The sequence below is a fragment of the Streptomyces sp. SID5785 genome, assembly GCF_009870065.1.
Classification (GTDB): domain Bacteria; phylum Actinomycetota; class Actinomycetes; order Streptomycetales; family Streptomycetaceae; genus Streptomyces.
Genome location: NZ_WWIA01000348.1, coordinates 1 through 24,240 on the forward strand (window position 1 = coordinate 1; position 24,240 = coordinate 24,240).

The window sequence follows — 24,240 nt, forward strand, 5'->3', positions numbered from 1 at the left end:
GCACGGCCTCGGCCTCGATCAGCTCGGCGGCCCGCTCGGCGGGGCGGCGCGCCAGCGGCGGGCGTACGTCGTCGATCGCGTAGGCCTTGGTGACGCGGCCGCGCGGGAAGAAGACGCGCCGGTGCCCGGGCGTCGTGCGCACGGCGAGCTTGCCCCAGGCGCCGAGCAGCGGGCCGACGCCGGCGCCGGGCAGGGCGTCGGCGAGGGCGTCCGTGACGTGCCCGGCGGCCTCGTCGACGACGGCGCGGGTGAGCAACGCGTCGAGGCGGCGCAGCAGTTCGCCGGGGCGGGCGCGCAGCAGGTCGGCCGCGCGCTCGACGTCCCAGTGCGCGAGGGCGCTCTCGACGCGCGCGGACCAGGTCACGGTGCGCAGCCGGTCGCCGACGATCCGGACGTCGGCGCCCTGCTCCGCGGCCGTGGAGAGCAGCGCGTCGTCCAGCGGGCCTTCGTCGCCGAGGCGGTGGTCGCGCAGCACAGCGAAGGCGAGCGCGGCGCGCGGGAAGCGGCGGACGTGGGCCGGCTCGAAGGGGTGCAGCAGCTCACCGACGCGCTTGAAGGCGGCGGGCCGGCGCCGCATGTCCTCGACGAGCCGGTCCGCGTCGAGCACGTCCAGGACGGCGAGGAGCCGGCGCCGCAGGGGGCGCGGGACACCGCGCAGCCGCACCGGCTCCAGGAGGTCCGGGTCGCCGCCGGAGCGCACGACGAGCAGCCGCAGCACGTCGGTCGCGGAGTCGGCGTACCGGCCGATCGCGGCGGGGTCGTGCTCGGCGAGGCGGGCGAGCAGCAGCGCCCGGGACTCGCGTACGGGGATGGCGGCGGGCAGCCCGGTCAGGTCGGCGGGGTCGAGGCAGGAGAGCAGGAGCACGAGGTCGTCGTGGTCCTGCGGGTTCAGCGGGGTGCGGCGGGCGAGCAGGGCGGTGAGTTCGGCCGTGGCGTCCCGGTCGGTGGACGTGCCGAGGCCGAGGGTGCGCAGGACGGGCCGGTCGCCTGCCGGGGCGGGCACGTCGAGCCACGGCGTGGTGGGCCCGTCGGTCTCGTAGCGGGTCTCGCACACCGGGCACGCGTACCAGGTGTCGCACAGGTCGCAGCAGCCGAAGTCGAAGCCGCCGAGGCAGGCTTCGCAGACCAGGTGGGCGCAGGGTGCGACGGGACGGACCGGGTGGTCGGGGCGGCCGCAGGACATGCAGGGCTGGTGCGGCTGGGCGGCGAGCGCGGTGACGACGGCGCTCGCGTAGCGCAGCCGGGCGTCCTGGTAGGGGACGTCCTGGGGGAAGCCGCGGAAGAGGGGCGTGTGGTGCCGGTCGGCGCCGGTGAGTGCGGCGACACCGGCGAGTAGCCGGGTGCCGGTGCGGGCGAGCCCGTCCGCGTCGAGCGTGCCGAGGGCGCGGCGCAGCGGGGCGGTCAACAGGTGGCCGAGCGCCGCGAGTTCGGCCTCGAGGACGACGACTCCCGCGGCGGTGACGGGGCCGGGACCGCTGCCCGGCGTCACGTACACCTGCTGGGTGCGGCGCAGCAGCAGCGTCTCGATGTCGTCGTCGGTCATGTCCGGTCCCACCCCCGTGCGTTCACAGAAACGCGGGGGCGGGAAGTGGGCGCACTACGGTCTTTTTGCAGAAGAGAAAGAAGGAAGCGCGCCGCGGAGCCGCCCCCGCGCCGCTCACGATACGGGGGCACGCAGCGGGCCCGCACCCGGGTTTTCTCCCGGGTGCGGGCCCCTGCCTCGCGCGGGGTGGGGTCCGCCCGCGCCGTGGCCTCAGCCGTCGAGCGACGTCATCACGTGCTTGATGCGCGTGTAGTCCTCGAAGCCGTAGCCGGAGAGGTCCTTGCCGTAGCCGGACTTCTTGAAGCCGCCGTGCGGCATCTCGGCGACCAGCGGGATGTGGGTGTTGATCCACACGCAGCCGAAGTCGAGGACCTTGGACATGCGCATCGCGCGGCCGTGGTCCTTGGTCCACACCGAGGACGCGAGCGCGTAGTCCACGCCGTTGGCGTACGCGACGGCCTGCTCCTCGTCCTCGAAGGACTGGACGGTGATGACGGGGCCGAACACCTCGTTCTGGATGATCTCGTCGTCCTGCTTCAGGCCAGAGACGACGGTCGCGGCGTAGAAGTAGCCCTTGTCGCCGACCCGGTGGCCGCCGGCCTCGACCTTGGCGTGGGCCGGGAGGCGCTCGATGAAGCCGGAGACCTGCCGCAGCTGGTTCGGGTTGTTGAGCGGGCCGTAGAGCACGTCCTCGTCGTCCGGCTGACCGGTCTTGGTCTCGGCGGCGATCTTCGCGAGCGCGCTGACGAACTCGTCGTGCACGGAGGCGTGGACGAGGACGCGGGTGGCGGCGGTGCAGTCCTGGCCCGCGTTGAAGTACCCCGCCTCGGCGATGCCCTCGGCGGCCTTCGCGATGTCGGCGTCCTCGAAGACGACGACGGGGGCCTTGCCGCCCAGCTCCAGGTGGACCCGCTTGAGGTCCTTGGAGGCGGACTCGGCGACCTGCATGCCGGCGCGCACGGAGCCGGTGATGGAGGCCATGGCGGGGGTCTTGTGCTCGACCATGGCGCGGCCGGTGTCCCGGTCGCCGCACACGACGTTGAAGACGCCCTTGGGGACGACCGAGCCGATGATCTCGGCCATCAGGACCGTGGAGGCGGGGGTCGTGTCGGACGGCTTGAGGACGACCGTGTTGCCCGCGGCGAGCGCCGGGGCGAACTTCCACACGCCCATCATCATCGGGTAGTTCCACGGCGCGACCTGGGCGCAGACGCCGATCGGCTCGCGACGGATGATCGAGGTGAGGCCGTCCATGTACTCACCGGCGGAGCGGCCCTCGAGCATGCGGGCGGCGCCCGCGAAGAAGCGGATCTGGTCCACCATCGGGGGGATCTCTTCGCTGCGGGTGAGGCCGATCGGCTTGCCCGTGTTCTCGACCTCGGCCGCGATGAGCTCCTCGGCGCGCTCCTCGAACGCGTCGGCGATCTTCAGCAGGTACTTCTGGCGCTCGCCCGGCACCAGGTCGCGCCACGCGGGGAAGGCGGCCTCGGCGGCGGCCATGGCGGCGTCGACGTCGGCCTGCCCGGACAGCGGCGCGGTCGCGTACGCCTCGCCCGTGGCGGGGTTGACCACCTCGGTGGTCCGTCCGTCGGCGGCGTCCCGGAACTCACCGTCGATGTAGTTACGCAGACGACGCAGCTCACTGGTGGTCACTGCCGGCCCTCCTGACCTGAGAAGACGTTCGGTTCCTGCAGGATCCGGGGCGGCCGGCGGGGGACGCCGGTGTCCAGACCCTGAGACACCCCACCCTAGTCGGCCCGCCGACGTTTTCAACACCCCCAGCTCCCCACGAACTACGAAATCCGTGAGCAGCAAGCCCGCAGACAACGAATTTCATCGATCCGGGGTTGCGAAACGGACGAGACCTCGTGCACAGTGAGCTCGTGGCCAGTCGCAGCGCAGACCCCAAGGGACCCGGTCCGAGGAACGGCGGAAGCCCGCCGCTGGACTCCGTCTCCCTCGCCATCATCGAACAGCTCCAGGAGGACGGCAGGCGACCGTACGCCGCCATCGGAAAGGCCGTGGGCCTGTCCGAGGCAGCGGTCCGCCAGCGCGTGCAGAAGCTGCTCGACCAGGGCGTGATGCAGATCGTCGCCGTCACGGACCCGCTCACCGTGGGCTTCCGCCGGCAGGCGATGGTCGGGATCAACGTCGAGGGCGACCTGGATCCCGTGGCGGACGCCCTGACGGCCATGCCGGAGTGCGAGTACGTCGTGATGACGGCAGGCTCGTTCGATCTGATGGTGGAGGTCGTCTGCGAGGACGACGACCACCTTCTGAGCGTGATCAACACCCGCATCCGGGCCCTGCCCGGCGTGCGCTCCACCGAGAGCTTCGTCTACCTCAAGCTCAAGAAGCAGACCTATATGTGGGGAACCCGATAGCCGTGAGCAAGGACCTCAGCCAGAGCGCGTACGACCACCTGTGGATGCACTTCACCCGCATGTCGTCGTACGAGAACGCGCCCGTACCCACCATCGTTCGTGGCGAGGGCACCTACATCTACGACGACAAGGGCAAGAAGTACCTCGACGGCCTCGCGGGCCTGTTCGTGGTGCAGGCCGGTCACGGCCGGCAGGAGCTGGCCGAGGTCGCCGCCAAGCAGGCGGCCGAGCTGGCCTTCTTCCCCATCTGGTCGTACGCCCACCCGAAGGCCGTGGAGCTGGCCGAGCGCCTGGCCCACCACGCCCCGGGCGACCTCAACAAGGTCTTCTTCACCACCGGTGGCGGCGAGGCCGTCGAGACCGCCTGGAAGCTCGCGAAGCAGTACCACAAGCTCAACGGCAACCACACGAAGTACAAGGTCATCTCGCGCGCGGTCGCCTACCACGGCACCCCGCAGGGCGCCCTGTCCATCACCGGCCTGCCGGCCCTCAAGGCCCCCTTCGAGCCGCTGGTCCCCGGTGCCCACAAGGTGCCGAACACGAACATCTACCGCGCCCCGATCCACGGCGACGACCCGGAGGCCTTCGGCCGCTGGTGCGCCGACCAGATCGAGCAGGAGATCCTGTTCGAGGGCCCGGAGACGGTCGCGGCCGTCTTCCTGGAGCCGGTGCAGAACGCCGGTGGCTGCTTCCCGCCGCCGCCCGGCTACTTCCAGCGCGTGCGCGAGATCTGCGACCAGTACGACGTGCTGCTCGTCTCGGACGAGGTCATCTGCGCCTTCGGCCGCCTCGGCACGATGTTCGCGTGTGACAAGTTCGGCTACGTGCCCGACATCATCACCTGCGCCAAGGGCATGACCTCGGGCTACTCCCCGATCGGCGCCGCGATCGTCTCCGACCGCATCGCCGAGCCGTTCTACAAGGGCGACAACACCTTCCTGCACGGTTACACCTTCGGCGGCCACCCGGTGTCGGCCGCGGTGGGCCTCGCCAACCTCGACATCTTCGAGCGCGAGGGCCTCAACCAGCACGTCCTGGACAACGAGGCGAACTTCCTCAACACGCTGCAGAAGCTGAACGACCTGCCGATCGTCGGCGACGTCCGCGGCAACGGCTTCTTCTACGGCATCGAGCTCGTGAAGGACAAGGCCACCAAGGAGACCTTCACGGACGAGGAGTCCGAGCGGATCCTGTACGGCTACGTCTCGAAGAAGCTCTTCGAGTACGGCCTGTACTGCCGTGCCGACGACCGCGGCGACCCGGTCATCCAGCTGTCCCCGCCGCTGATCTCGGACCAGTCCACGTTCGACGAGATCGAGGGCATCATCCGTCAGGTCCTCACCGAGGCCTGGACCAAGATCTGAGCCCTGCGCACCGCGGCCCGGCTGCACCCGTCCGAGTGAGATGGGGCGGCCGGGCCGCGTCGTGTTCCGGACGTACGATCCAAAAAACCTAGCGTGCCCTGTGACCGATCGGCCCTGCCTTCGTTCCCCCGTACGGGGGACGGGGAGTTCACCGGAACTCCCCGGCATATCTGATCCGAACCGAGGTGTACGCCATGGTGGCCCCGCCGGACAACGACGTGCTCTGGGCACGCGCCCTGCACTTCTCCCACAGCGGCTCGCCCGCACTCACCGGCGTCTCCCTCGGGGTGCGCCAGGGCGAGATCCTCGCCGTCAGCGGCCCGCGCGGCGCCGGCAAGACGACCCTGCTGCAGTGCCTGTCCGGGCAACTCCTTCCGCAGGAGGGCGAGGTGTGGTTCAACAGCACACCCGTGCACACGATGGGCCCGCTGGTGCGTGAGCGGCTGCGCCGCGACCGCTTCGGCTGGATCGACCCCGAGCCGGCCCTCGTGCCCGAGCTGAACGCCTGGGAGAACACCGCGCTGCCGCTGATGCTGCGCGGCTGTGCCCGCCGGCCCGCCAAGACCGCCGCCCAGGAATGGCTGGAGCGGCTCGACGTCGGCCACCTCGCCCGCAAGCGGCCGCACGCCCTGTCCATGGCCGAGCGGCAGCGGGTCGCCATCGCCCGCGCCCTCGTGCACGCGCCCGACATCGTCTTCGCCGACGAGCCGACCGCGACCCTGCACCTGGCCGACCGCGCGCACGTGCTGCGCACGCTGACCGCCGCGGCCCGCTCGCACGCCATCACCGTCGTCCTCGCCACGAGCGACGCCGAGATCGGCGCACTCGCCGACCGGACCGTGCCGCTGCTCGACGGCCGCCGCGTCAACACCGTGCACCTGCCCACCGAGCAGCCCGAGGCGGAAGGCCGGGCCGCGTGCTCGCTCTCCGTCTAGCCCGCGGCGCCCATCCGCTGGTCCAGCTGCGCAGGCTCCTGGTGGCCGCCGCCTCGGCGGGCACCGGCTTCCTGTTCCTGTGCACGCTGGGCTACGCGCTCGGCCACCCGGAGTCCTCCGGCGACGCGCTGCTGCGGCTCGCCTGGTGCCTCGTGCCGCTCGCCGCGACCGTGTACCTCGCGGTCGCCGTGGCCCGGTCGGACCCGGGCACGAGGCCGCGCGCCGGGCTGTCCGCCGTGGGACTCGGCCCCGGGCGGCTCACCCTGCTCGCCTCGGTCTCGACGGCCGTGGCCTGCACGCTGGGCTCCTCGCTCGCGCTGCTGTTCTTCCTGCACCTGCGCGGGGACCTGACCGGGCTGCCGTTCGACGGCGCGGGCCGCGGGCTGCTCGCCGCCGACCGGCCGCTGCCGCTCGCGGCGACCCTCACCCTGCTCTCCTTCGTGCCGCTCGCCGCCTCCACCGCCAGTGCGCTCGTGCTGCGGCCCCGCATCCTCAAGGCCGGCCGACCCGACGCGACCACGGACGAGCCGCAGGAGCTCAAGGAGCCCTCCCCCGCCCCCGGCGGACTGCCGTGGGGAGTGGCCCTGCTCGCCGCCGGGCTCGCCGTCGAGACGTACGCGGCGCACGCGCGGAGCGGGTCCGGGTTCCCCATGCCCGGCGGACTCGGCGGCAGCCCCTCCGGCGTGCTGGCCGGCTGGGCGCTCACCGCGGTCGGCCTCGCCATGGCCGGGCCGGGCCTGACGTACCTGTGCGGGCGCGCCCTCCAGGCGGTGCGGCCCGGCGCCGTGCGGCTGCTCGCCGGGCGGGTGCTCATGGAGGAGTCCGGGCGCATCGGCCGGCCGCTCGGGGTCCTGTGCGCGGTGGCCTCCGGCGTGTACGCGGCGACGGTGCTGTACGGCGGCGGCCGTCCGGCGCTCGGCCCGATGTCCGCGCTCGGCGGGCTGCTCGTCGTGGGCTGCGCGCTCGCCACCCTCGCCACCGCGGCCGTCGAGGCCCGGCAGGTCCGCCGGCACACCCAGACCGCGCTGCTGCGGCTGGGCGCGCCCGCGACGCTGCTGCGCGGCTCCGCCGCCCTCAGGGCCGGTGCGCTGCTCGCCGTCTTCGGCCCGCTGACCTGGGCGGTGGCGGAACTCTCGGCGACTCCCCTGCTCTCGCGATGAGTTTTCCGGCCGCCGGACGTCTATCCCTGCGTACGGCACGACAGCGGACCGACCGCACGCGACCAGAAGGCGACGGACCTCCCATGACGCAGCACCAGTACCAGCAGATGATCTTCGTGAACCTGGCCGTGAACGACCTGGACGCGTCCAAGAAGTTCTTCACCGAGCTCGGCTACACGATCAACCAGCAGTTCACGGACGAGACCGCGTCCTCCGTCGTGGTCAGCGACACCATCGTCCTCATGGTGATGACCAAGGAGAAGTACTCCGGTTTCACCAAGAAGGCGATCGTCGACTCCACCACCTCCAGCGAGGTGCTCCTGTGCCTGAGCGCGGAGAGCCGCGAGAAGGTCGACGAGCTGGTCGAGCGGGCCATCGCCGCGGGCGGCACCGAGACCGGCGAGAAGCAGGACCACGGCTTCATGTACGGACGGGCCTTCGACGACCTCGACGGCCACACCTTCGAGGTCGCGTGGATGGACCCGAGCATCATCGAGGGCTGATCCCTCCCACCCGTCCCGCCCGGACCGCCCGGGACCGTCCGGCCTAGGCTGGGCGGATGCGACCGACATCGAGCGAGCCCGCCCTTCCCGGCACCGACGACCGCGAGATCGAGACGCTCGCGGAGTTCGACGAGGTGGTGGCGGGCGGCTCGCTCGCCGGCCACCGCGTGCAGGCCGTCGACCTGACGGACCGCACCGACCGGCTGCTCGCCGTGGAGACGGCGGGCGCCCTCTTCCTCGGCTGTCCGATGACGCCGGAGGCGGCCACGCGGGTGCGGGCCCGCGGCGCGCTCGTCTTCCCTCCGGTCCCCGGCCTCCCCTTCGACCCGTACCGGGGTCATCTGTACACCCCGGAGGAGCTGTTCGCGGGGCTCACGGACGGCGGGTACGCGGCCACGCCGGACGCCCGCGCGTACGAGTGGTTCCAGCGCACCAAGGCCGACGGGGACGTCTTCGCGTCGATGCTGCGCGCGATCCACGACGACTCGGTCTCCGACGCCCTCGACGAACTCCTCGCCGGAGCACGGGTGGTGGGCGTCATGGGCGGGCACGCGACGGCCCGCGGCACCGAGGAGTACGCGGACGCCGCACGCCTCGGGCGCACGCTCGCCCGGGCCGGGCTGACCGTGGCGACGGGCGGCGGCCCCGGCGCGATGGAGGCCGCGAACCTGGGGGCGTACGCGGCCCCCTTCGACGACGCGATGCTGCACGAGGCGCTCCGACTCCTCGCCAAGGCACCGAAGTTCACCCCGTCGGTGACGGACTGGGCGGCCGCCGCGTTCGAGGTGCGGGAGCGGCATCCGCACGGGGGCGCGTCCGTCGGCATCCCCACCTGGTTCTACGGGCACGAGCCGCCGAACGCGTTCGCGCAGCACGTCGCCAAGTACTTCGCGAACGCCACCCGCGAGGACGGACTGCTCGCCCGGTCGAACGCGGGCGTCGTGTTCCTTCCCGGCGCGGCCGGCACCGTGCAGGAGATCTTCGACAACGCGACGCCCAACTACTACGAGTCGCGCGGCGAGGCGACCCCGATGGTGCTCGTCGGCCGTACGCACTGGACCGAGGACCTTCCGGCCTGGCCGCTGCTGCGGGCGCTGGCCCGCGAGCGGTCGATGGAGCACCGGATCGCCCTCGTGGACACACCCGCCGAGGCGGCCGACGCGCTCATCGCGCTCGGGTCAAGTACGGGTCAAGTCTGACCGGTCTTGACCGCACCGTATTGACGCTGCGTCACGGGCACTTGTAAACGTGAGGGGACCGTGAGGGTGCTGGGGACAGAGCTGTGGCGCGGGACGTGTGGTGAGAGCTGCGCGCGCGTCGTGGAGTTCCCTCACCGCAGCCCTCATTCTGTACGCAAACCGTACTGATCCCGTGAAGGACAGCCGTGTCCGTAACCCCCCGTATATCCGCACGTGCCGCACGCTTCGCCGGTGTGGCGGCGGCCGCTTCCGCGCTCGCGCTGGGTGCCGCCGGCACCGCGTCCGCGTGCAACATCAGTGAGTTCAGCGCCACCGCCGAGTGCACCGGCGAGCAGGGCGTCATCACCGTCGTCGACAAGGACCCGTCGGGCGTCGAGGCGACCGTCTCCGTCTACCTGCAGTCGGGCGGCTCCGAGAAGCTGATCGGCGAGCAGAACGTGAAGGGCACCCGCGAGGGCGCCACCCTCACGTTCAAGGAGAACTGGAAGCCGAACGCGACGTACCGCGTGCACGTCAAGGCCGGCAACCAGGTCGACGAGGACATCAAGTCCGGTCTGACCACCCCCGGGAAGGCCTGTGCCTCCCCGAGCCCGTCCGAGAGCACGCCGTCGACCCCGGCGCCGAGCACCTCGGCACCCGAGACCTCGACGCCGACCCCGTCGGCCCCGGAGTCCACCACCCCGGCCGCCCCGGCCCCGAGCAACTCCGCCTCCCCGGCGGGCGGTTCGGACAACCTGGCCGAGACCGGCGCCAGCTCCAACACCCCGCTGTTCGCCGGTATCGCGGCGGCGCTGGTCGTCGCGGGCGGCGCCGTGGTCTTCGCGCTGCGCAAGCGCGGTGCGGCCCAGCGCTGATCACCGCTCGGCGACCGGCCCCGCCGCTCGCTGAACAGCACTGATCGCTGACGCGGTCGTACGAGAGGGCTCACCGGCCGAGGAGGTCGGCGAGCGTCTCGTACGACCGCTCCCAGCTCCACTCCCGGACCACCCGGTCCCGGCCCTTCCCGGCCATCCCGCGCGCCAGTTCGCGGTCCCGCAGCAGCCGGACGAGCCGGTCGGCCACCGCCGCCGGCGAGCGGCCGTCGACCACGTACCCGGTCTCCCCCTCGCACACCGTGTCCGGTGCGCCGCCGCTCTTTCCGGCCACCACCGGCAGCCCCGCCGCGGCAGCCTCCAGGAACACGATCCCGAGGCCCTCCACCTCGAGTCCCGCCCGGCGGGTGCGGCACGGCATGGCGAAGACGTCCGCCGCCGCGTAGTAGCCCGGCAGCTCCGCGTGCGGACGGCCCCCCGCGAGGACGACGGCATCCGGCACCCCTTCCCGCGCCGCGATCCGGCGCAGCCTGCGCTCGTCCGGCCCCGCCCCGACGAGCAGCAGCCGGGCGCCCGGTACGGCGCGGCGCACCATCGGCAGTGCCTCGATCAGCGTGTCCTGCCCCTTGCGCGGGACCAGCCGTGCGGCGCACAGGATCAGCGGGGTCCGCGGACCGATGCCGTGCCGGGCCCGCATCGGGCGCGGGTCGAGGCCGGGCCGGAAGAGGTCCGTGTCGACGCCGGGCACGAGCCGTTCGAGCCGAGTCGTGGGCGGCAGCACGGGGGCGACGGCCCGCCGGGTGCGCTCGCCGAGGTGGGTGACGACGTCCGCTCCGGCGCCGATCCGGTGCAGCAGCGAGCGGGCGCCGGGGGTCCGCGCCCACCACACCTCGTGCCCGTGGGTCGTGGCCACGACGCGGCGCACCCCGGCGTCGCGGCGCAGCGCCCCCGCCAGCAGTCCGAGCGGGGCCGCCGCCCCGAACCACACGGTGTCGCAACGGAATCGGCGGGCCAGGGCCACGGCGCGCTCCGCGGTGCCGCGCGTGGGCAGCAGGGTGCGGGCCGCGTCCCGGACGACCACGTGCGGGAGCTGCGCGTCGTAGGCGGCGGTCCGGGCCCCGGGCTCGGCCGAGGTGTAGACGACGGCGCCGTCCGCGGGGAAGCGCCTGAGGAGACCGTCGACGAAGACCTCGATGCCTCCCTGGCGCGGCGGGAGATCGTTGGTGACGACAAGGGTGCGGCGGGTGCGGGGGTGCGGTTCGGGCATGGGGGCGACGCTAGGAGCGGGGCGGGGCCCGGCGCGTCGGAGGCCGGTTCGCTCCTCGGGGTCAACCCGTGGCATGACGAGGCCGCGGCGTCTCCACCCCGGCGGCGACGCGGCCGCGGGTCCGGCCGGGCGAGAATCGGCGGTATGACCAAGCAGCCCGCCGCCCTGACGGCCTGGACCGGTGCGTCGTCGTACCCGTACGTGACGGGCGCCGCGCTGACCGTCGGCACCGCCGTGGAGCTGGGCTTCTTCCCGGGCTCGCTGACGATGGAGCTCGCGGTCCTCGTCTGCGCGGCCTCGCTGATGTGGCGCCGCGCCTGTCCGCCGGTCGGGCTGCTCACGGTCGCCGCGGCCCTCGTGAGCTTCGGCGCGGACACGGCGCTGTCGCTCTCGGCGATGGTCTGCGGGCCCATGGGCTGCTACGTGCTGGCCCGGCACCGCGTCCTGCACCCGGCGCTGCTGGTCGCCGGCGGCGCGTTCGGCGCCCTGTCCGTCAACCTCGTCCACATCGCGAGCTGGGCGCGCGACGACCGGCTGCCGGACGTGCCGGCCCTCGGCGAGGCGGGCTCGCTGAGTCTGTTCACGGAGACGTTCGGACTCTCCGCGTTCGTGCTGGCCGCGGTCGCGCTCGGGGACGCGGTCCGCTCGCGCGAACTGGCCCGCAGCGAACGGGAACTGGCGCATGCTCAGGTGATCGGCATGGAGCGCCGGCAGGCCGCGGAGGCGGAGCGTGCCGCGATCGCCCGCGAACTGCACGACATCGTCGCCCATTCGGTGTCCATGATCGCCGTCCAGGCGGAGAGCGCGTCCTACACGACACCGGACCTGTCCCCCGCGGCGCGGGAGGGCTTCCAGCAGATCGCGGGCACGGCCCGGTCGTCGATGGCCGAACTGCGCAGGCTGCTGGGCGTGCTGCACCAGGACGGGAGCGCAGGGACGGCGCCGCAGCCCACCCTCGCTCGCCTGGCGGACCTGATCGAGCAGCACCGGGCGGTGGCAGGTGCCGCCGAGCTGACGGTGACGGGCGAGCGGGTGTCACTGGCCGCGGCGTGGGAGCTGTCGGCGTACCGGATCGTGCAGGAGTCCCTGACGAACGTGCGCAAGCACGCGCCGGGCGCCCGCGCCTCGGTCGCGCTGGGCTACGGCAGGGACCGGCTGACGATCACCGTCGCGGACGACGGTCCAGGACCGGCGCCCGGCGGGGAGCCGGCCGGGCACGGCCTGCCGGGGATGCGCCGGCGGGCCGCCCTGGTCGGCGGCACGCTGGCGGCGGGCCCGGGCCCGTCCGGCGGCTTCCTGGTGCAGGCGGAGCTCCCGTGGTGACCCGCCCGACGGACCCCGGGCACGTGATCCGCACGCTGGTCGCCGACGACCAGGCGGTCGTGCGCACCGCGTTCGCCAACCTCCTGGCCACACAGCCGGACATCGAGGTCGTCGCCGAGGCGCCGGACGGCGCGGAAGCGGTACGGCTGGCCGCCGAGCACCGCCCGGACGTCGTGCTCCTGGACATCCGGATGCCGGGGACGAACGGGATCGAGGCGGCCCGCGCGATCCTCGACGCCGCCCGGGCCCGTGGCGGTACGACGAAGGCCCTGATGCTCACGACGTTCGGGCTCGACGCGTACGTGTACGACGCACTCGCCGCGGGCGCCTCCGGCTTCCTCCTGAAGGACGCCACCTTTCCCGAACTGCTCCACGCGGTGCGGGTGGTGGCCGCGGGGAACGCGCTGCTGGCGCCGGAGATCACCAAGCGGCTGGTAGCCGAGTTCGCCCGGCAGCGCGCCGGCGTCCCGCCCCGCCACAGCGTCGCGGGCCTGACGGCCCGCGAGGCGGAGGTGCTCGTGCTCATCGCGCGCGGGCTGTCGAACGCGGAGATCGCGGCGCACCTCACCATCACCGACCACACGGTGAAGACCCACATCAACCGGCTGTTCGCGAAGCTGGAGCTGCGCGATCGCGCGCAGGCGGTGATCGCCGCGTACGAGACGGGGCTGGTCCGGCCGGGGTCCTAGGGCGTGTCTGACGATCTCCGTCGTCCGGGCCGTCCCGGGCGTCGGCGCGGCGCGTCAGCCGAAGGTCGCCCGCTCCAGCCAGAAGTCCAGGAGCCCGCGGTCGCCCACGACCTCGAGGGCCGGGTCGTCCGGGGAGGTGCGGCGGTAGAAGGCGAGCAGCAGCGCGGTCAGCGGGCCGCGCAGCGCGACGTCGGCGCGGGCGTGCTCGTGGCGCCAGACCAGGCCGTCGTCGGCGAGCTCGACGAACCACTCGGCGGGCGCCCCACCGGCCGGGACGTCGGTGGCATGCAGGTGCAGGCTCCGGCCGCCGCGGCGCAGCTCGTTGGCGGTGTCCTCGGGGTACGTGTCCTGCGCGAAGCGGACGATCCGCAGCCACTCCTCGACGGTGTCGGCCACGACGTCCGGCGCCACGTCGTAGTCGGCCTTGGCGGCGAGCGCGGCGTCGGCGCGGTGGATCACCGTCTCGTGGGTCATGCGGCGGGCCCAGAACCCGGCGTCCCGCTGCCAGGACCAGCTCCACACGGGCAGTCCGGCCCCGGCGGCGCGCAGTTCGGCGGCGAGGAGCGCGGCGCCCTCGGCGAGCCAGGCGTCCAGCGCGGCGGGATCCTCGTCGTCGGGTCCCGTGAAGTCCGGTACGGCCTCGTCGGGTACTTCCTCGCTCGCGCGGGTCCGTACGATCGTCGCGGCCCAGCGGTGCGCGCCGCCGACGTGCACGGCGAGCTCGCGCAGGCTCCAGTCGGGGCAGCTCGGGACGGTGACGGAGAGGTCGGCGCCGGCCAGATGCTGTCGGAGCAGCACCGTCTGGGCGACGATCTCGGCGCAGTAGCGCTCGTGCGTGAGCAGGCCGTGGGAGGCCGTGTGCGGGGTCATCCGGTGACCTTACGGAACCTCCGCCCCGCTCAGCACCACGATTTCGGCGGCGTCGAAGGCGACACCGACCTCGGCGCCCTGGTCCGGCGCCGCCCGCAGCGCGCACGCCGCCTCGAGGCGGGGCGCGTCGCCGGGCTGGAGCTGGAGCGCCACATGGGTGCCCCGGAAGGTGCGGGCGGCCACCGTGCAGGTCAACTGTGCGTCGGCGGGCTCGACGAGCCGGACTCCCGTGGGGCGTACGAGGATCCGCACCCGGCCGGGGGTGGAGCCGGCGGGCACCGGGACCTTGCCCCACGGGGTGTCGGCGGCGTCGCCGGAGACGGAGACGGTGGCCTCGACCACGTTGTCGAAGCCGAGGAAGCGGGCCACGAACTCGTCGGCGGGCCGCTGCCAGACCTCCAGCGGGGTGCCGGTCTGCGCGATGCGGCCGTCGCGCATGACGACGACGCGGTCCGCGAGCGCGAAGGCCTCACCCTGGTCGTGGGTGACGGCGAGCACGGTCGTGCCCAACTCGCCGAAGAGCTCCCGCAGTTCGACGACGAGGCGTTCGCGCAGCGAGCGGTCGAGCTGGCCGAGGGGCTCGTCCAGCATCAGCAGCCGGGGGCGCGGGGCCAGGGCGCGGGCGAGCGCGACGCGCTGCTGTTCGCCGCCGGAGAGTGCGGAGACGGGCCGGCGGGCGGCGCCCGGCAGCCCCACCAGGTCGAGCAACTCCCTTACCCTCGTGTCCTGTTCGGCGCGCGAGGCGCCGTGCATGCGCAGCCCGAAAGCGACGTTGGCTCCGGCGTCCCGCTGCGGGAACAGCTGGTGGTCCTGGAACATGAGGCCGACGCCCCGCTTGTGCGCGGGCACGCCGCGCTGGTCGCGCCCGCCGAGCGCGACCCGGCCGCCGTCCAGCGGCTGGAGCCCCGCGACGGCCCGCAGCAGCGTCGACTTGCCGCTGCCGCTGGGACCGAGGACGCACACGATCTCGTGCTCGGCGACCTCCAGGTCCACGTGGTCGAGCACCGCGCGTCCGCCGAACCGTACGGTCGCGTCGTCGAGTTCGAGCAGGGCCGCCATCAGAACTCCCCGGTCTGGGCCCGTGCGGGCCGGATGCGTTCGAGCAGCAGGAGGCAGACGGCGCAGACGACCATGAGGACCGTCGACAGCGCCATCGCCTGCCCGTAGTTGAGGTCACCCGCGCGGCCGAGCAGGCGGGCCACCGCGACCGGCAGCGTCGGGTTGTCGGGCCGCGCGATGAACACCGTCGCGCCGAACTCGCCGAGCGACACGGCGAACGCGAACCCGGCGGCGACGAGCAGCGCCCGCCGCACCATCGGCAGATCGACCTCGCGCCAGGCCCGCAGCGGCGAGGCGCCGAGCACGGCCGCGGCCTCCCGCAGCCGCCCGTCCACGGCGCGCAGCACCGGCAGCATGGTCCGCACGACGAAGGGCACGCCGACCAGGGCCTGGGCGAGCGGCACGAGCCACCACGACTGGCGCAGGTCCAGGGGCGGTTCGTCGAGCGTGATGAGGAAGCCGAAGCCGACGGTGACCGCGGAGACGCCGAGCGGCAGCATGAGCAGCGCGTCGAAGCCGCGCACGAGCCGGCCGGTCATGGAGGTCTCCCCGGCCGGGCTTGTCCGGGACCGGGGAAGGGTGAGCGCCGCCGCGGCGAGCCCGCCGACGACGAGGGCGATCGCGGTGGCGGCGAGCGCGTAGCGCAGGGAGTTCCAGACGGCGTCGACGGGTGGCACGAGGAAGGTGCCGCCGTCGGCCTCGCCGAGCGCCCGGAAGTAGGCGAGACCGTAGCCGCCGGGGGTGTCGAACGAGCGCTGGACGAGCACGCCCAGCGGCAGCAGGATCAGCACGGCGACGGTGGCGAGGACGAGGCCGAGCAGGGTGCGCTGGCCCGCGCCGCGCGGCCGGTGCGCGGTGTGCGCGGCGTCGACGAGGCGCAGCGTGCTCTCGCGGCGCCGCACGGTCCAGGCGTGCACGAGCAGGATGAGCCCGACGGCCGCGAACTGCACGAGGGTCAGCACGGCGGCGGTGGACAGGTCGAAGATCTGCGCCGTCTGCCGGTAGATCTCGACCTCGAGCGTCGAGAAGCCGGGCCCGCCGAGGATCTGCACGACGCCGAACGACGTGAACGTGAAGAGGAAGACCATGAGCGCCGCGGCCGCCACGGCAGGACCGAGCGCGGGCAGCGTCACCCTGCGCCAGACCGCGAACCGCGAGGCGCCGAGCATCCGCGCGGCCTCCTCCTGACGGGGGTCGAGCTGGGCCCACAGGCCGCCGACGGTCCGGACGACGACGGCGTAGTTGAAGAAAACGTGCGCGATCAGGATCGCCCACACCGTGGTGTCGAGGCGGACGCCCCACAGGTCGTCGAGGAGCCCGCCGCGGCCCACGAGCGCGAGGAACGCGGTGCCGACGACGACGGTCGGCAGCACGAACGGCACGGTCACCGCGGCCCGCAGCAGCTGCTTGCCGGGGAACTCGAGGCGTGCGAAGACGTACGCGCCGGGCAGGGCGACCAGCAGGGTCAGCGCGGTGGAGGCGAGCGCCTGCCACGCGGTGAACCACAGCACGTGCCGCACGTCCGCCTGCCCGAGCACGTCGAGGATCCGCCCGAACCGCCAGACCCCGTCGGCGTGCAGACCGCGCTCGACGATCGCGGCGACGGGGTAGGCGAAGAACAGCCCGAAGAACGCGACGGGCACGGCCATCAGGCCGAGCCGAGCCGCGCTCCCCGGACGGCTCCGGGGCCGGCGACGGGCCGCCTCGGCGGGGGCTACTTCCTGACGAGCGACGTCCACGCCTTGACCCAGTCGTCACGGTGGTCCGCGATGTCCCGCGGGTCCATGGTCTGCGGCTTGTCGACGGCGACCGCGTACTTGGTGTACTCGGCGGGCGCGACCGCGTCCTCGGCGACCGGGTCGACGAACATGTTGAGCGGCATGTCCTCCTGGAACTCCTTGGAGATCAGGAAGTCGAGGAGCGCCTTGCCGCCCTTCTCGTTCTTCGCCCCGTCGAGCAGGCCCGCGAACTCGGTCTGCCGGAAGCAGGTGCCGGTCGCGACACCGACCGGCGAGGTCCTCGGCTGCGGGTCGGCGTAGATGGCCTCGGCGGGCGGCGAGGACGCGTACGACACGACGAGCGGTCGGTCGCCGCCGGCCTTCCGGCCGCCCGCGCTGCCGGAGAACTCCTCGTTGTAGGCCTGGTCCCAGCCGCTGACGACCTTCACGCCGTTGGCGGTGAGCTTCTTCCAGTAGGCCTGCCAGCCGTCGTCGCCGTACCGGGCGGCGCTGCCGAGCAGGAAGCCGAGGCCCGGCGAGGACGTCGAGGCGTCCTCCGTGACCAGCAGGTTCCTGTAGGCGGGCCGCGCGAGGTCCGCAAAGGTGGCGGGCGGCGCCAGCTTGTGATCGGCGAAGTACTTCTTGTCGTAGTTGACGCAGATGTCGCCGGTGTCGACGGGGGTGACGCGGTTCTTGCCCCGGTCCAGGCGGTAGCGGTCCGGGATCCGGTCGATGCCCTTGGCCTCGTACGAGGTGAACAGGCCGTTGTCGAGGGCGCGGGACAGGAGCGTGTTGTCCACGCCGAAGAACACGTCGCCGAGCGGGTTGCCCTTGGTCAGGATCGCCTTGTTGACGGCCTGCCCGGCGTCGCCGTCCTCGACGACCTTCACCCGGTAGCCGGACTTCTTCTCGAAGTCCTTGAGCACCTTCTTGGAGACGGCCCACGAGTCGTGGCTGACGAGCGTGACCGTCCTGCTGTCGCCGCCGCCCGCGCCACCGTCGCCCGAGGACGACGAGCCGCACGCGGACAGCGCGACGAGACCGAGCCCGACGGCCACGGCCGCGTATGCCTTCTTGTTGCTCACTGGTTTTCCTCCTGGGGGTGACCAGGAAGAGACGCGGCCCTGCCCGGAGCCTTTCCCGGCCCCGGGCAGGGCGCAACAGCTTGAGTGGTGACCGAACTTCCTACCCAGAATGACCTGGGCAAGGTTCAGAGGGTCTGCGGCTCTGCCGCACTCTCAGCGCTGTGGCGCTCCCCTGTCGGAATATGAAGATGTGGTACTGGGGGCAAGGCTACCGCTCGGTGGCGGCGAGCTGCCCACACGCCCCGTCGATCTCCTGGCCGCGGGTGTCCCGGACGGTGACGGGCACGCCGTGCGCGGCGATCGCCTCGACGAACGCCTTCTCGTCCTCGGGGCGCGACGCGGTCCACTTCGAGCCCGGGGTCGGGTTCAGCGGGATCAGGTTGACGTGCACGGGCTTGCCCCGCAGCAGCCGCCCGAGCCGGTCGCCCCGCCAGGCCTGGTCGTTGATGTCCCGGATGAGCGCGTACTCGATCGACAGGCGGCGCCCCGACCTGGCGGCGTACTCCCATCCGGCGTCGAGCACCTCGCGCACCTTCCACCGCGTGTTCACGGGGACGAGGGTGTCGCGCAGCTCGTCGTCGGGGGCGTGCAGCGAGATCGCGAGGCGGCACTTGAAGCCCTCGTCGGCGAACCGGTGGATGGCGGGCACCAGCCCGACCGTCGACACCGTGATGCCGCGCTGGCTGAGCCCGAGACCGTCGGGCTCGGGGTCGGTCAGCGCGCGGATGGCCCCCACGACCCGCTTGTAGTTGGCGAGCGGCTCGCCCATCCCCATGAACACGATGTTGCTGAGCCGCGCCGGCCCGCCGGGGATCTCCCCGTCGCGCAGTGCGCGCATCCCGTCGACGATCTGGTGGACGATCTCGCCGGTCGACAGGTTGCGGTCGAGGCCGGCCTGCCCGGTCGCGCAGAACGGGCAGTTCATCCCGCATCCGGCCTGCGACGAGATGCACATCGTCACCCGGTCCGGGTACCGCATCAGCACGGACTCGACGAGCGTCCCGTCGAACAGCCGCCACAGCGTCTTGCGGGTCGTGTCGCTGTCCGTCGACAGATGCCGCACGACGGTCATCAGCTCGGGCAGCAACGCCTCCCGCAGCTTCTCCCGCGACCCGGCGGGAATGTCGGTCCACTCCGCGGGGTCGTGCGCGTACCGCGCGAAGTAGTGCGTCGACAGCTGCTTGGCGCGGAACGGCTTCTCACCGATCGCGGCAACAGCCTCCTTCCGCTCGGCGGGCGAAAGGTCGGCGAGGTGCCGCGGCGGCTTCTTGGCTCCGCGGGGGGCGACGAATGTGAGTTCTCCGGGCTTAGGCATGGCTGTACCAGTGTGGCAGATGGAACGCGGTGACCTGGATTCGTCGCCCGGCCCCGGGCGCCGGCGCGGGTGACGCGGCAGGGCCCGGGCCGCGTGGTGCGGTCCGGGCCCTGTCTCGTGCGGGGTCGCCCTGCGGCGGTGGGTCAGCCGTGGGCGGTGGGTCAGCTCTGGGCGGTGTCGTCGCCCGTCTGGGTCGTGGCCTCGGCCGCGGCTGCCTTCTCGCGCATCTTGCGCAGCAGCTCCGCCTTCTGGTCGGCCGCGCGCTTGCGGTCGAGGTTGCGGTACGGGCCGTTGTTCTGCCGCTCGGCGCGGGACTGCTTCTTGCGCTGGCCGCCGCCCTGGCCCACGGGGTTGTTGATGTTCTTGCTGTCGGTCACGGGTTCTCCCGGCGATGAGGTGAAGTGATCTACGGATGCGTCGGTGGGGGACGGGCGGCGACATCGAAGGACGTCGGCGAGGCCCGTCGCGCTCTCACTCGTAAATCGGCGTCTGGAAGAACATGCCGAGGACGTTACCCGCTCCCGCCGCCCCGGCGCACCGCACTTTTCCGCGAGCGGGACCGGCTCAGTTGAGGAGGGCCGCGAACACCGCGACCATGTTCGCCCCGTACTGCTTCCAGCGGTGCGTACCCCGGCAGTACTGACGCGGCCTGCGCCGTCCGCCCTGGTCGATCAGCACCTGGCACCACTTGCACGGGAGATCACCCGTGTACGTACCGTCCTTCTCCAGCCTGGCCCGCCCCATGGCCCAGGAGCCTACGACCACCGGCCCCCGCCGGTGAAGGCGAGGGCCGGTGGGCCGGTGCAAGGGCGGCAGAGGTTGCGGGCGGCTCAGCCCGATCCGACGAACAGCACCAGGAGCAGCCACACCACCGGTGCCGTCGGCAGCAGGGAGTCCAGGCGGTCCATGATGCCGCCGTGGCCCGGCAGCAGGGTGCCCATGTCCTTGATGCCGAGGTCGCGCTTGATCATCGACTCGCCGAGGTCGCCCAGGGTCGCCGACGCGGCGACGCAGACGCCGAGGACGAGGCCCTGCCACCAGGTGCCGTCGTCGACGAGGAACTGCATGCACAGCACGCCCGCCGCCATCGCGAAGGACACGGCGCCCAGGAGTCCCTCGCGGGTCTTGCCGGGGCTGATGCGCGGGGCCAGCTTGTGCTTGCCGAAGCGCCAGCCGATCGCGTACGCGCCCGTGTCGCTGACCACCGTGAGGATCAGGAAGGTCAGGACGCGCCAGGGGCCGTCGTCCGCGGTGAGCATCATCGCCACGAACGTCGCGAGGAACGGCACGTAGAAGGCGGCGAAGACACCCGCCGTGACGTCCTTGAGGTAGCCCTCGGGCGGCTCGGTCATCCGCCAGACGAGGACGGCGAGCGCGGTCAGCGCCATGGCCACCCACGCGCCCTCGGCCCCGCGGACGTACCCGGCGACGACCATCGCCGCGCCACCCACCGCGAGCGGGATCAGCGGCGCCTTGATGCTCTTGCGCTCCTGGAGGCGCGAGGTGAGCTCCCACAGGCCGACGACGACGGCGACCGCGATGACGCCGACGAAGACGGCCTTGACGACGAACAGCGACGCGATGATCACCGCGCCGAGGCCGACGCCCACGCCTATGGCGGCTCCGAGATCGCGTCCCGCGCTCTTCTTCGGCTTCGGTGCCGGGGGCTGCTCCGGCTCCGGAGCGGCGGGGGCGGGCTGCGGGCTTGCGCCGGTCATGGGCTCCTGCGGCGTCTCGTCGCGGAACAGAGGACCGCTCAGCCGAGCGGTCCTCCGGTCGTCCTGGCCACCGCCCTCTGAGAGACCGCCAGAGGGCACGTCAGGCATATCGGGCACGATGGGCATGGGCCGAGTCTCGCCAACCGCGTGCGGTTCGTACGCGGGACCCGCCGGAGCGTGACCCTGGTCGTACGAGGGGTCGTACGAGGGGCCGTACCCGGGGGCCGCGCCGTACGCGCCCCCGTGGTCGTACCCCTGGCCGGGAGCCTGACCGGGCCCGTGGCCGGGAGCCTGGCCGTGGCCGGGCCCCTGGCCGTACGAGGCGGAGGCACCCTGGTCGGCGGGGGCGCCATGGCCGTACGCGGGTCCCTGGCCCCGGGCCGGGCCGGTTCCGTACGCGGAGCTCTCGCCGTACGAGGGCTCCTGCCCGTGCACGGGGCCGGCCGACGCACCCCAGGAAGAGTCGTTCACGGATTCCTCGAACCTCGATGTTCCGCGCTGGCTCAGACTTCGAGCAGCTCGGCTTCCTTGTGCTTGAGCAGCTCGTCGACCTGCGCCACGTACTTGGCGGTGGTGTCGTCGAGCTCCTTCTCCGCGCGACGGCCCTCGTCCTCGCCGACCTCGCCGTCCTTGACGGCCTTGTCGATGGCGTCCTTGGCCTTGCGGCGCACCGAGCGGATGGAGACCTTGCTGTCCTCCGCCTTCGTCTTCGCGACCTTGATGTAGTCGCGCCGGCGCTCCTCGGTGAGCTCGGGGAACGTCACACGAATGATGCTGCCGTCGTTGCTCGGGTTGACGCCGAGGTCGGAGTCCCGGATCGCCTGCTCGATGTTGCGCAGCGCGCTCTTGTCGAACGGGGTCACCACGGCCATCCGCGGCTCGGGCACCGAGAACGAGGCCAGCTGGTTGATCGGCGTCAGTGCGCCGTAGTAGTCCGCCACGATCTTGTTGAACATCGCCGGGTGCGCACGACCGGTGCGGATCGCGGCGAAGTCCTCCTTGGCGACCACGACGGCCTTCTCCATCTTCTCCTCGGCCTCGAGGAGGGTCTCTTCGATCACCACTTGCTCCTGCGTGTCTTGAGTGAGGCCCGGCATGCACGGGGCGGCCGGCTGCGTCGTGTGTCTTCGATGCTGCGTGGTCGGGCGTTCGTGCGGTGGTCCCCCGCGGTTCGTCGCGCGGTTCCCTGCACCGTGTCCGACCGGCAGGACATTGTCCATCCCCCGCGGGCGGGGCGGCGGACGGGGTCAGGCGCGGGTGCCGTGCTCGCCCACGAGCGTCCCGATCTTCTCACCCTTGACGGCGCGGGCGATATTGCCCGAGGCGAGAAGCTCGAAGACGAGGATGGGGAGCTTGTTGTCCCGGCAGAGGGTGATCGCGGTCATGTCGGCGACCTTCAGGTCCCGGGTGATGACCTCGCCGTAGCTGAGCGCGTCGAACTTGACGGCCGCGGGGTTGGCCTTGGGGTCCGAGTCGTAGACGCCGTCCACGCCGTTCTTGCCCATGAGCAGCGCCTCGGCGTCGATCTCGAGGGCGCGCTGCGCGGCGGTGGTGTCCGTGGAGAAGTACGGCATGCCCATGCCGGCGCCGAAGATGACGACGCGGCCCTTCTCCAGGTGACGCACGGCGCGCAGCGGGATGTACGGCTCCGCGACCTGGCCCATCGTGATGGCGGTCTGCACGCGGCTGTCGATGCCTTCCTTCTCCAGGAAGTCCTGGAGGGCCAGGCAGTTCATGACGGTGCCGAGCATGCCCATGTAGTCGGAGCGGGCCCGGTCCATGCCGCGCTGCTGGAGCTCGGCTCCGCGGAAGAAGTTGCCGCCGCCGATGACGACGGCGATCTGCGCCCCGTCGCGGACGACGGCCGCGATCTCACGGGCGATGGCGTGCACCACGTCGGGGTCGACTCCCAGACCCCCGCCCCCGGCGAAGGCCTCGCCGGAAAGCTTCAGCAGAAAGCGCCCCGCGCCTTTGCCGTCGTCGCTGTTGTCCTTGTCGGCCTGGGTGGTGGTCATGGAATCTCGCCTCTTTTGCTTGGCACACATACGAAGGAGGCCACTGCCGATGGGGTGGTTCGCATCCCATGCGCGGCAATGGCCTCCTCGTCACATCTGCGGTCGTCCGGCACGTACCCGGGCGACTGCTGTCGACCCTAGCGGGGTCTCCCGTCGGGCGCGGTACGGACTCAGATGCCGACCTTGATGCGCGAGAAGCGCTTCAGGGTGACACCGGCCTCCTGGAGGACCTTCTCGACGGACTTCTTGTTGTCGAGGGCGTACGGCTGACCGAGCAGCGTGGCGTCCTTGAAGAAGCCGTTGAGGCGACCCTCGACGATCTTCGGCAGGGCGGCCTCGGGCTTGCCCTCGGCGCGGGTGGTCTCCTCGGCGACGCGACGCTCGGTCTCGACGACGTCGGCCGGGACGTCCTCGCGGGAGAGGTACTTCGGCGCGAAGGCGGCGATGTGCTGCGCGACGCCCTTGGCGACCTCGGCGTTCTCCTTGTCCAGCTCGACGAGGACACCGATCTGCGGGGGCAGGTCGGGCATCGTGCGGTGCATGTACGCGGAGACGTAACCGCCGGTGAACTGCGCGAAGCGGTCCAGGACGATCTTCTCGCCGAGGTTGGCGTTCGCCTCGTCGACGAAGGCCTGCACGGTCTTGCCGGGCTCGATCTCGGAGGCGAGGAGCGCCTCGAGGTCGGCCGGGGAGGTCTTGGCGACGTGCGCGGCCAGCTGGTTCGCGACCGACTGGAACTTCTCGCCCTTGGCGACGAAGTCCGTCTCGCACTTCAGCTCGACGATGACACCCGAGGTGTTGTCGTCGGCGATGAGGGAGACCACGGCGCCGTTCTCGGCGGAGCGGCCCTCGCGCTTGGCGACGCCCTTCTGGCCCTTGATGCGCAGGGCCTCGACGGCCTTGTCGACGTTGCCCTCGGCCTCGTCGAGCGCCTTCTTGCAGTCCATCATGCCGGCGCCCGTGAGCTCGCGGAGCTTCTTGACGTCAGCGGCGGTGTAGTTCGCCATGATCCTGGTTTTCTCTCTACGAAGTCTGAGAAGTCGGAGTCTGAGACATCGGGGCCAGTGCCGGTCCGGGGGGTCCAGGAGGTCTGACTCGGATGACTCGAAGGTCACGGGTGAACGGCGGGGGCCGCACGGGCCCCCGCCGTCACCTCATGAAACCGGTACCCGTACGGGTCAGGCCTGCTCGGCGTCCGCGGCCGGAGCGGCGTCCGCAGCCGGAGCAGCGTCCGCGGCCGGGGCGGCAGCCTCGGCCTCGGCGGGAGCGGCGGCCTCGGCC

General features: G+C 72.4%; 22 protein-coding genes, 1 pseudogene and 1 riboswitch. Of the genes and pseudogenes, 9 read left to right on the forward strand and 14 right to left on the reverse strand.

The genetic code is table 11. The features are described from left to right. Window positions 1-1,543: pseudogene (locus GTW43_RS11360) on the reverse strand (hypothetical protein); the annotation flags it as partial. Window positions 1,544-1,753: 210 nt separating this feature from the next. Then, entirely contained in the window at window positions 1,754-3,196 is a 1,443-nt protein-coding gene (locus GTW43_RS11365) for a gamma-aminobutyraldehyde dehydrogenase (RefSeq protein WP_161301533.1), read from the reverse strand. Window positions 3,197-3,411: 215 nt separating this feature from the next. On the opposite strand from GTW43_RS11365, the gene GTW43_RS11370 reads away from it, so the two are divergent. The 7 genes from GTW43_RS11370 (at window position 3,412) to GTW43_RS11400 (ending at window position 9,942) form a co-directional block, all read left to right on the forward strand. Continuing rightward, window positions 3,412-3,927, forward strand: coding sequence for an Lrp/AsnC family transcriptional regulator (locus tag GTW43_RS11370; RefSeq protein WP_161301534.1), 516 nt, complete (start codon window positions 3,412-3,414; stop codon window positions 3,925-3,927). Then, the gene (locus tag GTW43_RS11375) at window positions 3,912-5,291 is read left to right on the forward strand and encodes an aspartate aminotransferase family protein (RefSeq protein WP_161301535.1); all 1,380 of its coding nucleotides are present in this window, start codon (window positions 3,912-3,914) and stop codon (window positions 5,289-5,291) included. Before GTW43_RS11370 ends, GTW43_RS11375 begins: the two co-directional genes overlap by 16 nt. Window positions 5,292-5,485: 194 nt before the next feature. Then, window positions 5,486-6,226, forward strand: a complete 741-nt coding sequence (locus tag GTW43_RS11380) for an ATP-binding cassette domain-containing protein (protein ID WP_161301536.1) — start codon at window positions 5,486-5,488, stop codon at window positions 6,224-6,226. Further along, window positions 6,208-7,386, forward strand: a complete 1,179-nt coding sequence (locus tag GTW43_RS11385; RefSeq protein WP_161301537.1) for a hypothetical protein — start codon at window positions 6,208-6,210, stop codon at window positions 7,384-7,386. The genes GTW43_RS11380 and GTW43_RS11385 overlap by 19 nt, the downstream gene beginning before the upstream one ends. A gap of 83 nt (window positions 7,387-7,469) precedes the next feature. Further along, window positions 7,470-7,889, forward strand: coding sequence for a VOC family protein (locus GTW43_RS11390; protein ID WP_161301538.1), 420 nt, complete (start codon window positions 7,470-7,472; stop codon window positions 7,887-7,889). A gap of 56 nt (window positions 7,890-7,945) precedes the next feature. Beyond that, window positions 7,946-9,088, forward strand: a complete 1,143-nt coding sequence (locus tag GTW43_RS11395) for an LOG family protein (protein ID WP_161301539.1) — start codon at window positions 7,946-7,948, stop codon at window positions 9,086-9,088. Window positions 9,089-9,273: 185 nt separating this feature from the next. After that, window positions 9,274-9,942 carry an LAETG motif-containing sortase-dependent surface protein gene (locus tag GTW43_RS11400; protein WP_161301540.1) on the forward strand — a complete coding sequence of 223 codons (669 nt, stop codon included), beginning with the start codon at window positions 9,274-9,276 and terminating at the stop codon, window positions 9,940-9,942. A 70-nt stretch (window positions 9,943-10,012) separates the two neighbouring features. On the opposite strand, the gene GTW43_RS11405 is transcribed toward GTW43_RS11400, so the two are convergent. Then, entirely contained in the window at window positions 10,013-11,167 is a 1,155-nt protein-coding gene (locus GTW43_RS11405; protein WP_161301541.1) for a glycosyltransferase family 4 protein, read from the reverse strand. A 144-nt stretch (window positions 11,168-11,311) separates the two neighbouring features. On the opposite strand from GTW43_RS11405, the gene GTW43_RS11410 reads away from it, so the two are divergent. Then, entirely contained in the window at window positions 11,312-12,490 is a 1,179-nt protein-coding gene (locus tag GTW43_RS11410) for a histidine kinase (protein ID WP_161301542.1), read from the forward strand. Next, on the forward strand, window positions 12,487-13,179 hold the full coding sequence (locus tag GTW43_RS11415) for a response regulator transcription factor (protein WP_343245970.1): 693 nt from the start codon (window positions 12,487-12,489) through the stop codon (window positions 13,177-13,179). The genes GTW43_RS11410 and GTW43_RS11415 overlap by 4 nt, the downstream gene beginning before the upstream one ends. A 54-nt stretch (window positions 13,180-13,233) precedes the next feature. On the opposite strand, the gene GTW43_RS11420 is transcribed toward GTW43_RS11415, so the two are convergent. The 11 genes from GTW43_RS11420 to tsf all read right to left on the reverse strand — a co-directional run bounded on the left by GTW43_RS11420 (window position 13,234) and on the right by tsf (window position 23,966). Beyond that, window positions 13,234-14,049 (reverse strand): maleylpyruvate isomerase family mycothiol-dependent enzyme, encoded by an 816-nt coding sequence (locus GTW43_RS11420; RefSeq protein ID WP_161301543.1) that lies wholly within the window; start codon window positions 14,047-14,049, stop codon window positions 13,234-13,236. A 9-nt stretch (window positions 14,050-14,058) separates the two neighbouring features. Then, window positions 14,059-15,111, reverse strand: a complete 1,053-nt coding sequence (locus tag GTW43_RS11425; RefSeq protein WP_161301553.1) for an ABC transporter ATP-binding protein — start codon at window positions 15,109-15,111, stop codon at window positions 14,059-14,061. Further along, window positions 15,108-16,757, reverse strand: a complete 1,650-nt coding sequence (locus tag GTW43_RS11430; RefSeq protein ID WP_202501327.1) for an iron ABC transporter permease — start codon at window positions 16,755-16,757, stop codon at window positions 15,108-15,110. Before GTW43_RS11430 ends, GTW43_RS11425 begins: the two co-directional genes overlap by 4 nt. Window positions 16,758-16,822: 65 nt before the next feature. Then, complete coding sequence (locus tag GTW43_RS11435) at window positions 16,823-17,911, reverse strand: thiamine ABC transporter substrate-binding protein (protein WP_161301545.1); 1,089 nt, start codon at window positions 17,909-17,911, stop codon at window positions 16,823-16,825. A 79-nt stretch (window positions 17,912-17,990) separates the two neighbouring features. Beyond that, window positions 17,991-18,095, reverse strand: a riboswitch (TPP riboswitch). 24 nt (window positions 18,096-18,119) lie between these two features. Then, the gene (gene rlmN / locus GTW43_RS11440; protein ID WP_161301546.1) at window positions 18,120-19,226 is read right to left on the reverse strand and encodes a 23S rRNA (adenine(2503)-C(2))-methyltransferase RlmN; all 1,107 of its coding nucleotides are present in this window, start codon (window positions 19,224-19,226) and stop codon (window positions 18,120-18,122) included. Between the two features lie 161 nt (window positions 19,227-19,387). Continuing rightward, entirely contained in the window at window positions 19,388-19,603 is a 216-nt protein-coding gene (locus tag GTW43_RS11445; RefSeq protein WP_161301547.1) for a DUF6243 family protein, read from the reverse strand. 187 nt (window positions 19,604-19,790) lie between these two features. Beyond that, a complete protein-coding gene (locus GTW43_RS11450; protein ID WP_161301548.1) occupies window positions 19,791-19,970 on the reverse strand; it encodes a hypothetical protein in 180 nt (59 codons plus the stop codon). An 86-nt stretch (window positions 19,971-20,056) separates the two neighbouring features. Next, window positions 20,057-21,052: a phosphatidate cytidylyltransferase gene (locus tag GTW43_RS11455; protein WP_161301554.1), complete on the reverse strand. Its 996-nt coding sequence runs from the start codon at window positions 21,050-21,052 to the stop codon at window positions 20,057-20,059. A gap of 395 nt (window positions 21,053-21,447) precedes the next feature. Continuing rightward, the gene (gene frr, locus GTW43_RS11460; protein WP_161301549.1) at window positions 21,448-22,005 is read right to left on the reverse strand and encodes a ribosome recycling factor; all 558 of its coding nucleotides are present in this window, start codon (window positions 22,003-22,005) and stop codon (window positions 21,448-21,450) included. Window positions 22,006-22,191: 186 nt separating this feature from the next. Continuing rightward, the gene (gene pyrH, locus GTW43_RS11465) at window positions 22,192-22,959 is read right to left on the reverse strand and encodes a UMP kinase (protein ID WP_161301550.1); all 768 of its coding nucleotides are present in this window, start codon (window positions 22,957-22,959) and stop codon (window positions 22,192-22,194) included. 170 nt (window positions 22,960-23,129) lie between these two features. Beyond that, window positions 23,130-23,966 carry a translation elongation factor Ts gene (gene tsf / locus GTW43_RS11470; RefSeq protein WP_161301551.1) on the reverse strand — a complete coding sequence of 279 codons (837 nt, stop codon included), beginning with the start codon at window positions 23,964-23,966 and terminating at the stop codon, window positions 23,130-23,132. Between the last annotated feature and the right edge of the window lie 274 nt (window positions 23,967-24,240).

What these genes read in the sequence shown, in the direction of transcription:
- GTW43_RS11430 (WP_202501327.1), bottom strand. Translation starts at nt 16,757, where the DNA reads ATGGCCGTGCCCGTCGCGTTCTTCGGGCTGTTCTTCGCCTACCCCGTC.
- tsf (WP_161301551.1), bottom strand. Translation starts at nt 23,966, where the DNA reads ATGGCGAACTACACCGCCGCTGACGTCAAGAAGCTCCGCGAGCTCACG.
- GTW43_RS11390 (WP_161301538.1), top strand. Translation starts at nt 7,470, where the DNA reads ATGACGCAGCACCAGTACCAGCAGATGATCTTCGTGAACCTGGCCGTG.
- GTW43_RS11450 (WP_161301548.1), bottom strand. Translation starts at nt 19,970, where the DNA reads ATGGGGCGGGCCAGGCTGGAGAAGGACGGTACGTACACGGGTGATCTC.
- GTW43_RS11405 (WP_161301541.1), bottom strand. Translation starts at nt 11,167, where the DNA reads ATGCCCGAACCGCACCCCCGCACCCGCCGCACCCTTGTCGTCACCAAC.
- GTW43_RS11410 (WP_161301542.1), top strand. Translation starts at nt 11,312, where the DNA reads ATGACCAAGCAGCCCGCCGCCCTGACGGCCTGGACCGGTGCGTCGTCG.
- GTW43_RS11455 (WP_161301554.1), bottom strand. Translation starts at nt 21,052, where the DNA reads ATGCCTGACGTGCCCTCTGGCGGTCTCTCAGAGGGCGGTGGCCAGGAC.
- GTW43_RS11420 (WP_161301543.1), bottom strand. Translation starts at nt 14,049, where the DNA reads ATGACCCCGCACACGGCCTCCCACGGCCTGCTCACGCACGAGCGCTAC.
- rlmN (WP_161301546.1), bottom strand. Translation starts at nt 19,226, where the DNA reads ATGCCTAAGCCCGGAGAACTCACATTCGTCGCCCCCCGCGGAGCCAAG.
- GTW43_RS11380 (WP_161301536.1), top strand. Translation starts at nt 5,486, where the DNA reads ATGGTGGCCCCGCCGGACAACGACGTGCTCTGGGCACGCGCCCTGCAC.
- GTW43_RS11395 (WP_161301539.1), top strand. Translation starts at nt 7,946, where the DNA reads ATGCGACCGACATCGAGCGAGCCCGCCCTTCCCGGCACCGACGACCGC.
- pyrH (WP_161301550.1), bottom strand. Translation starts at nt 22,959, where the DNA reads ATGACCACCACCCAGGCCGACAAGGACAACAGCGACGACGGCAAAGGC.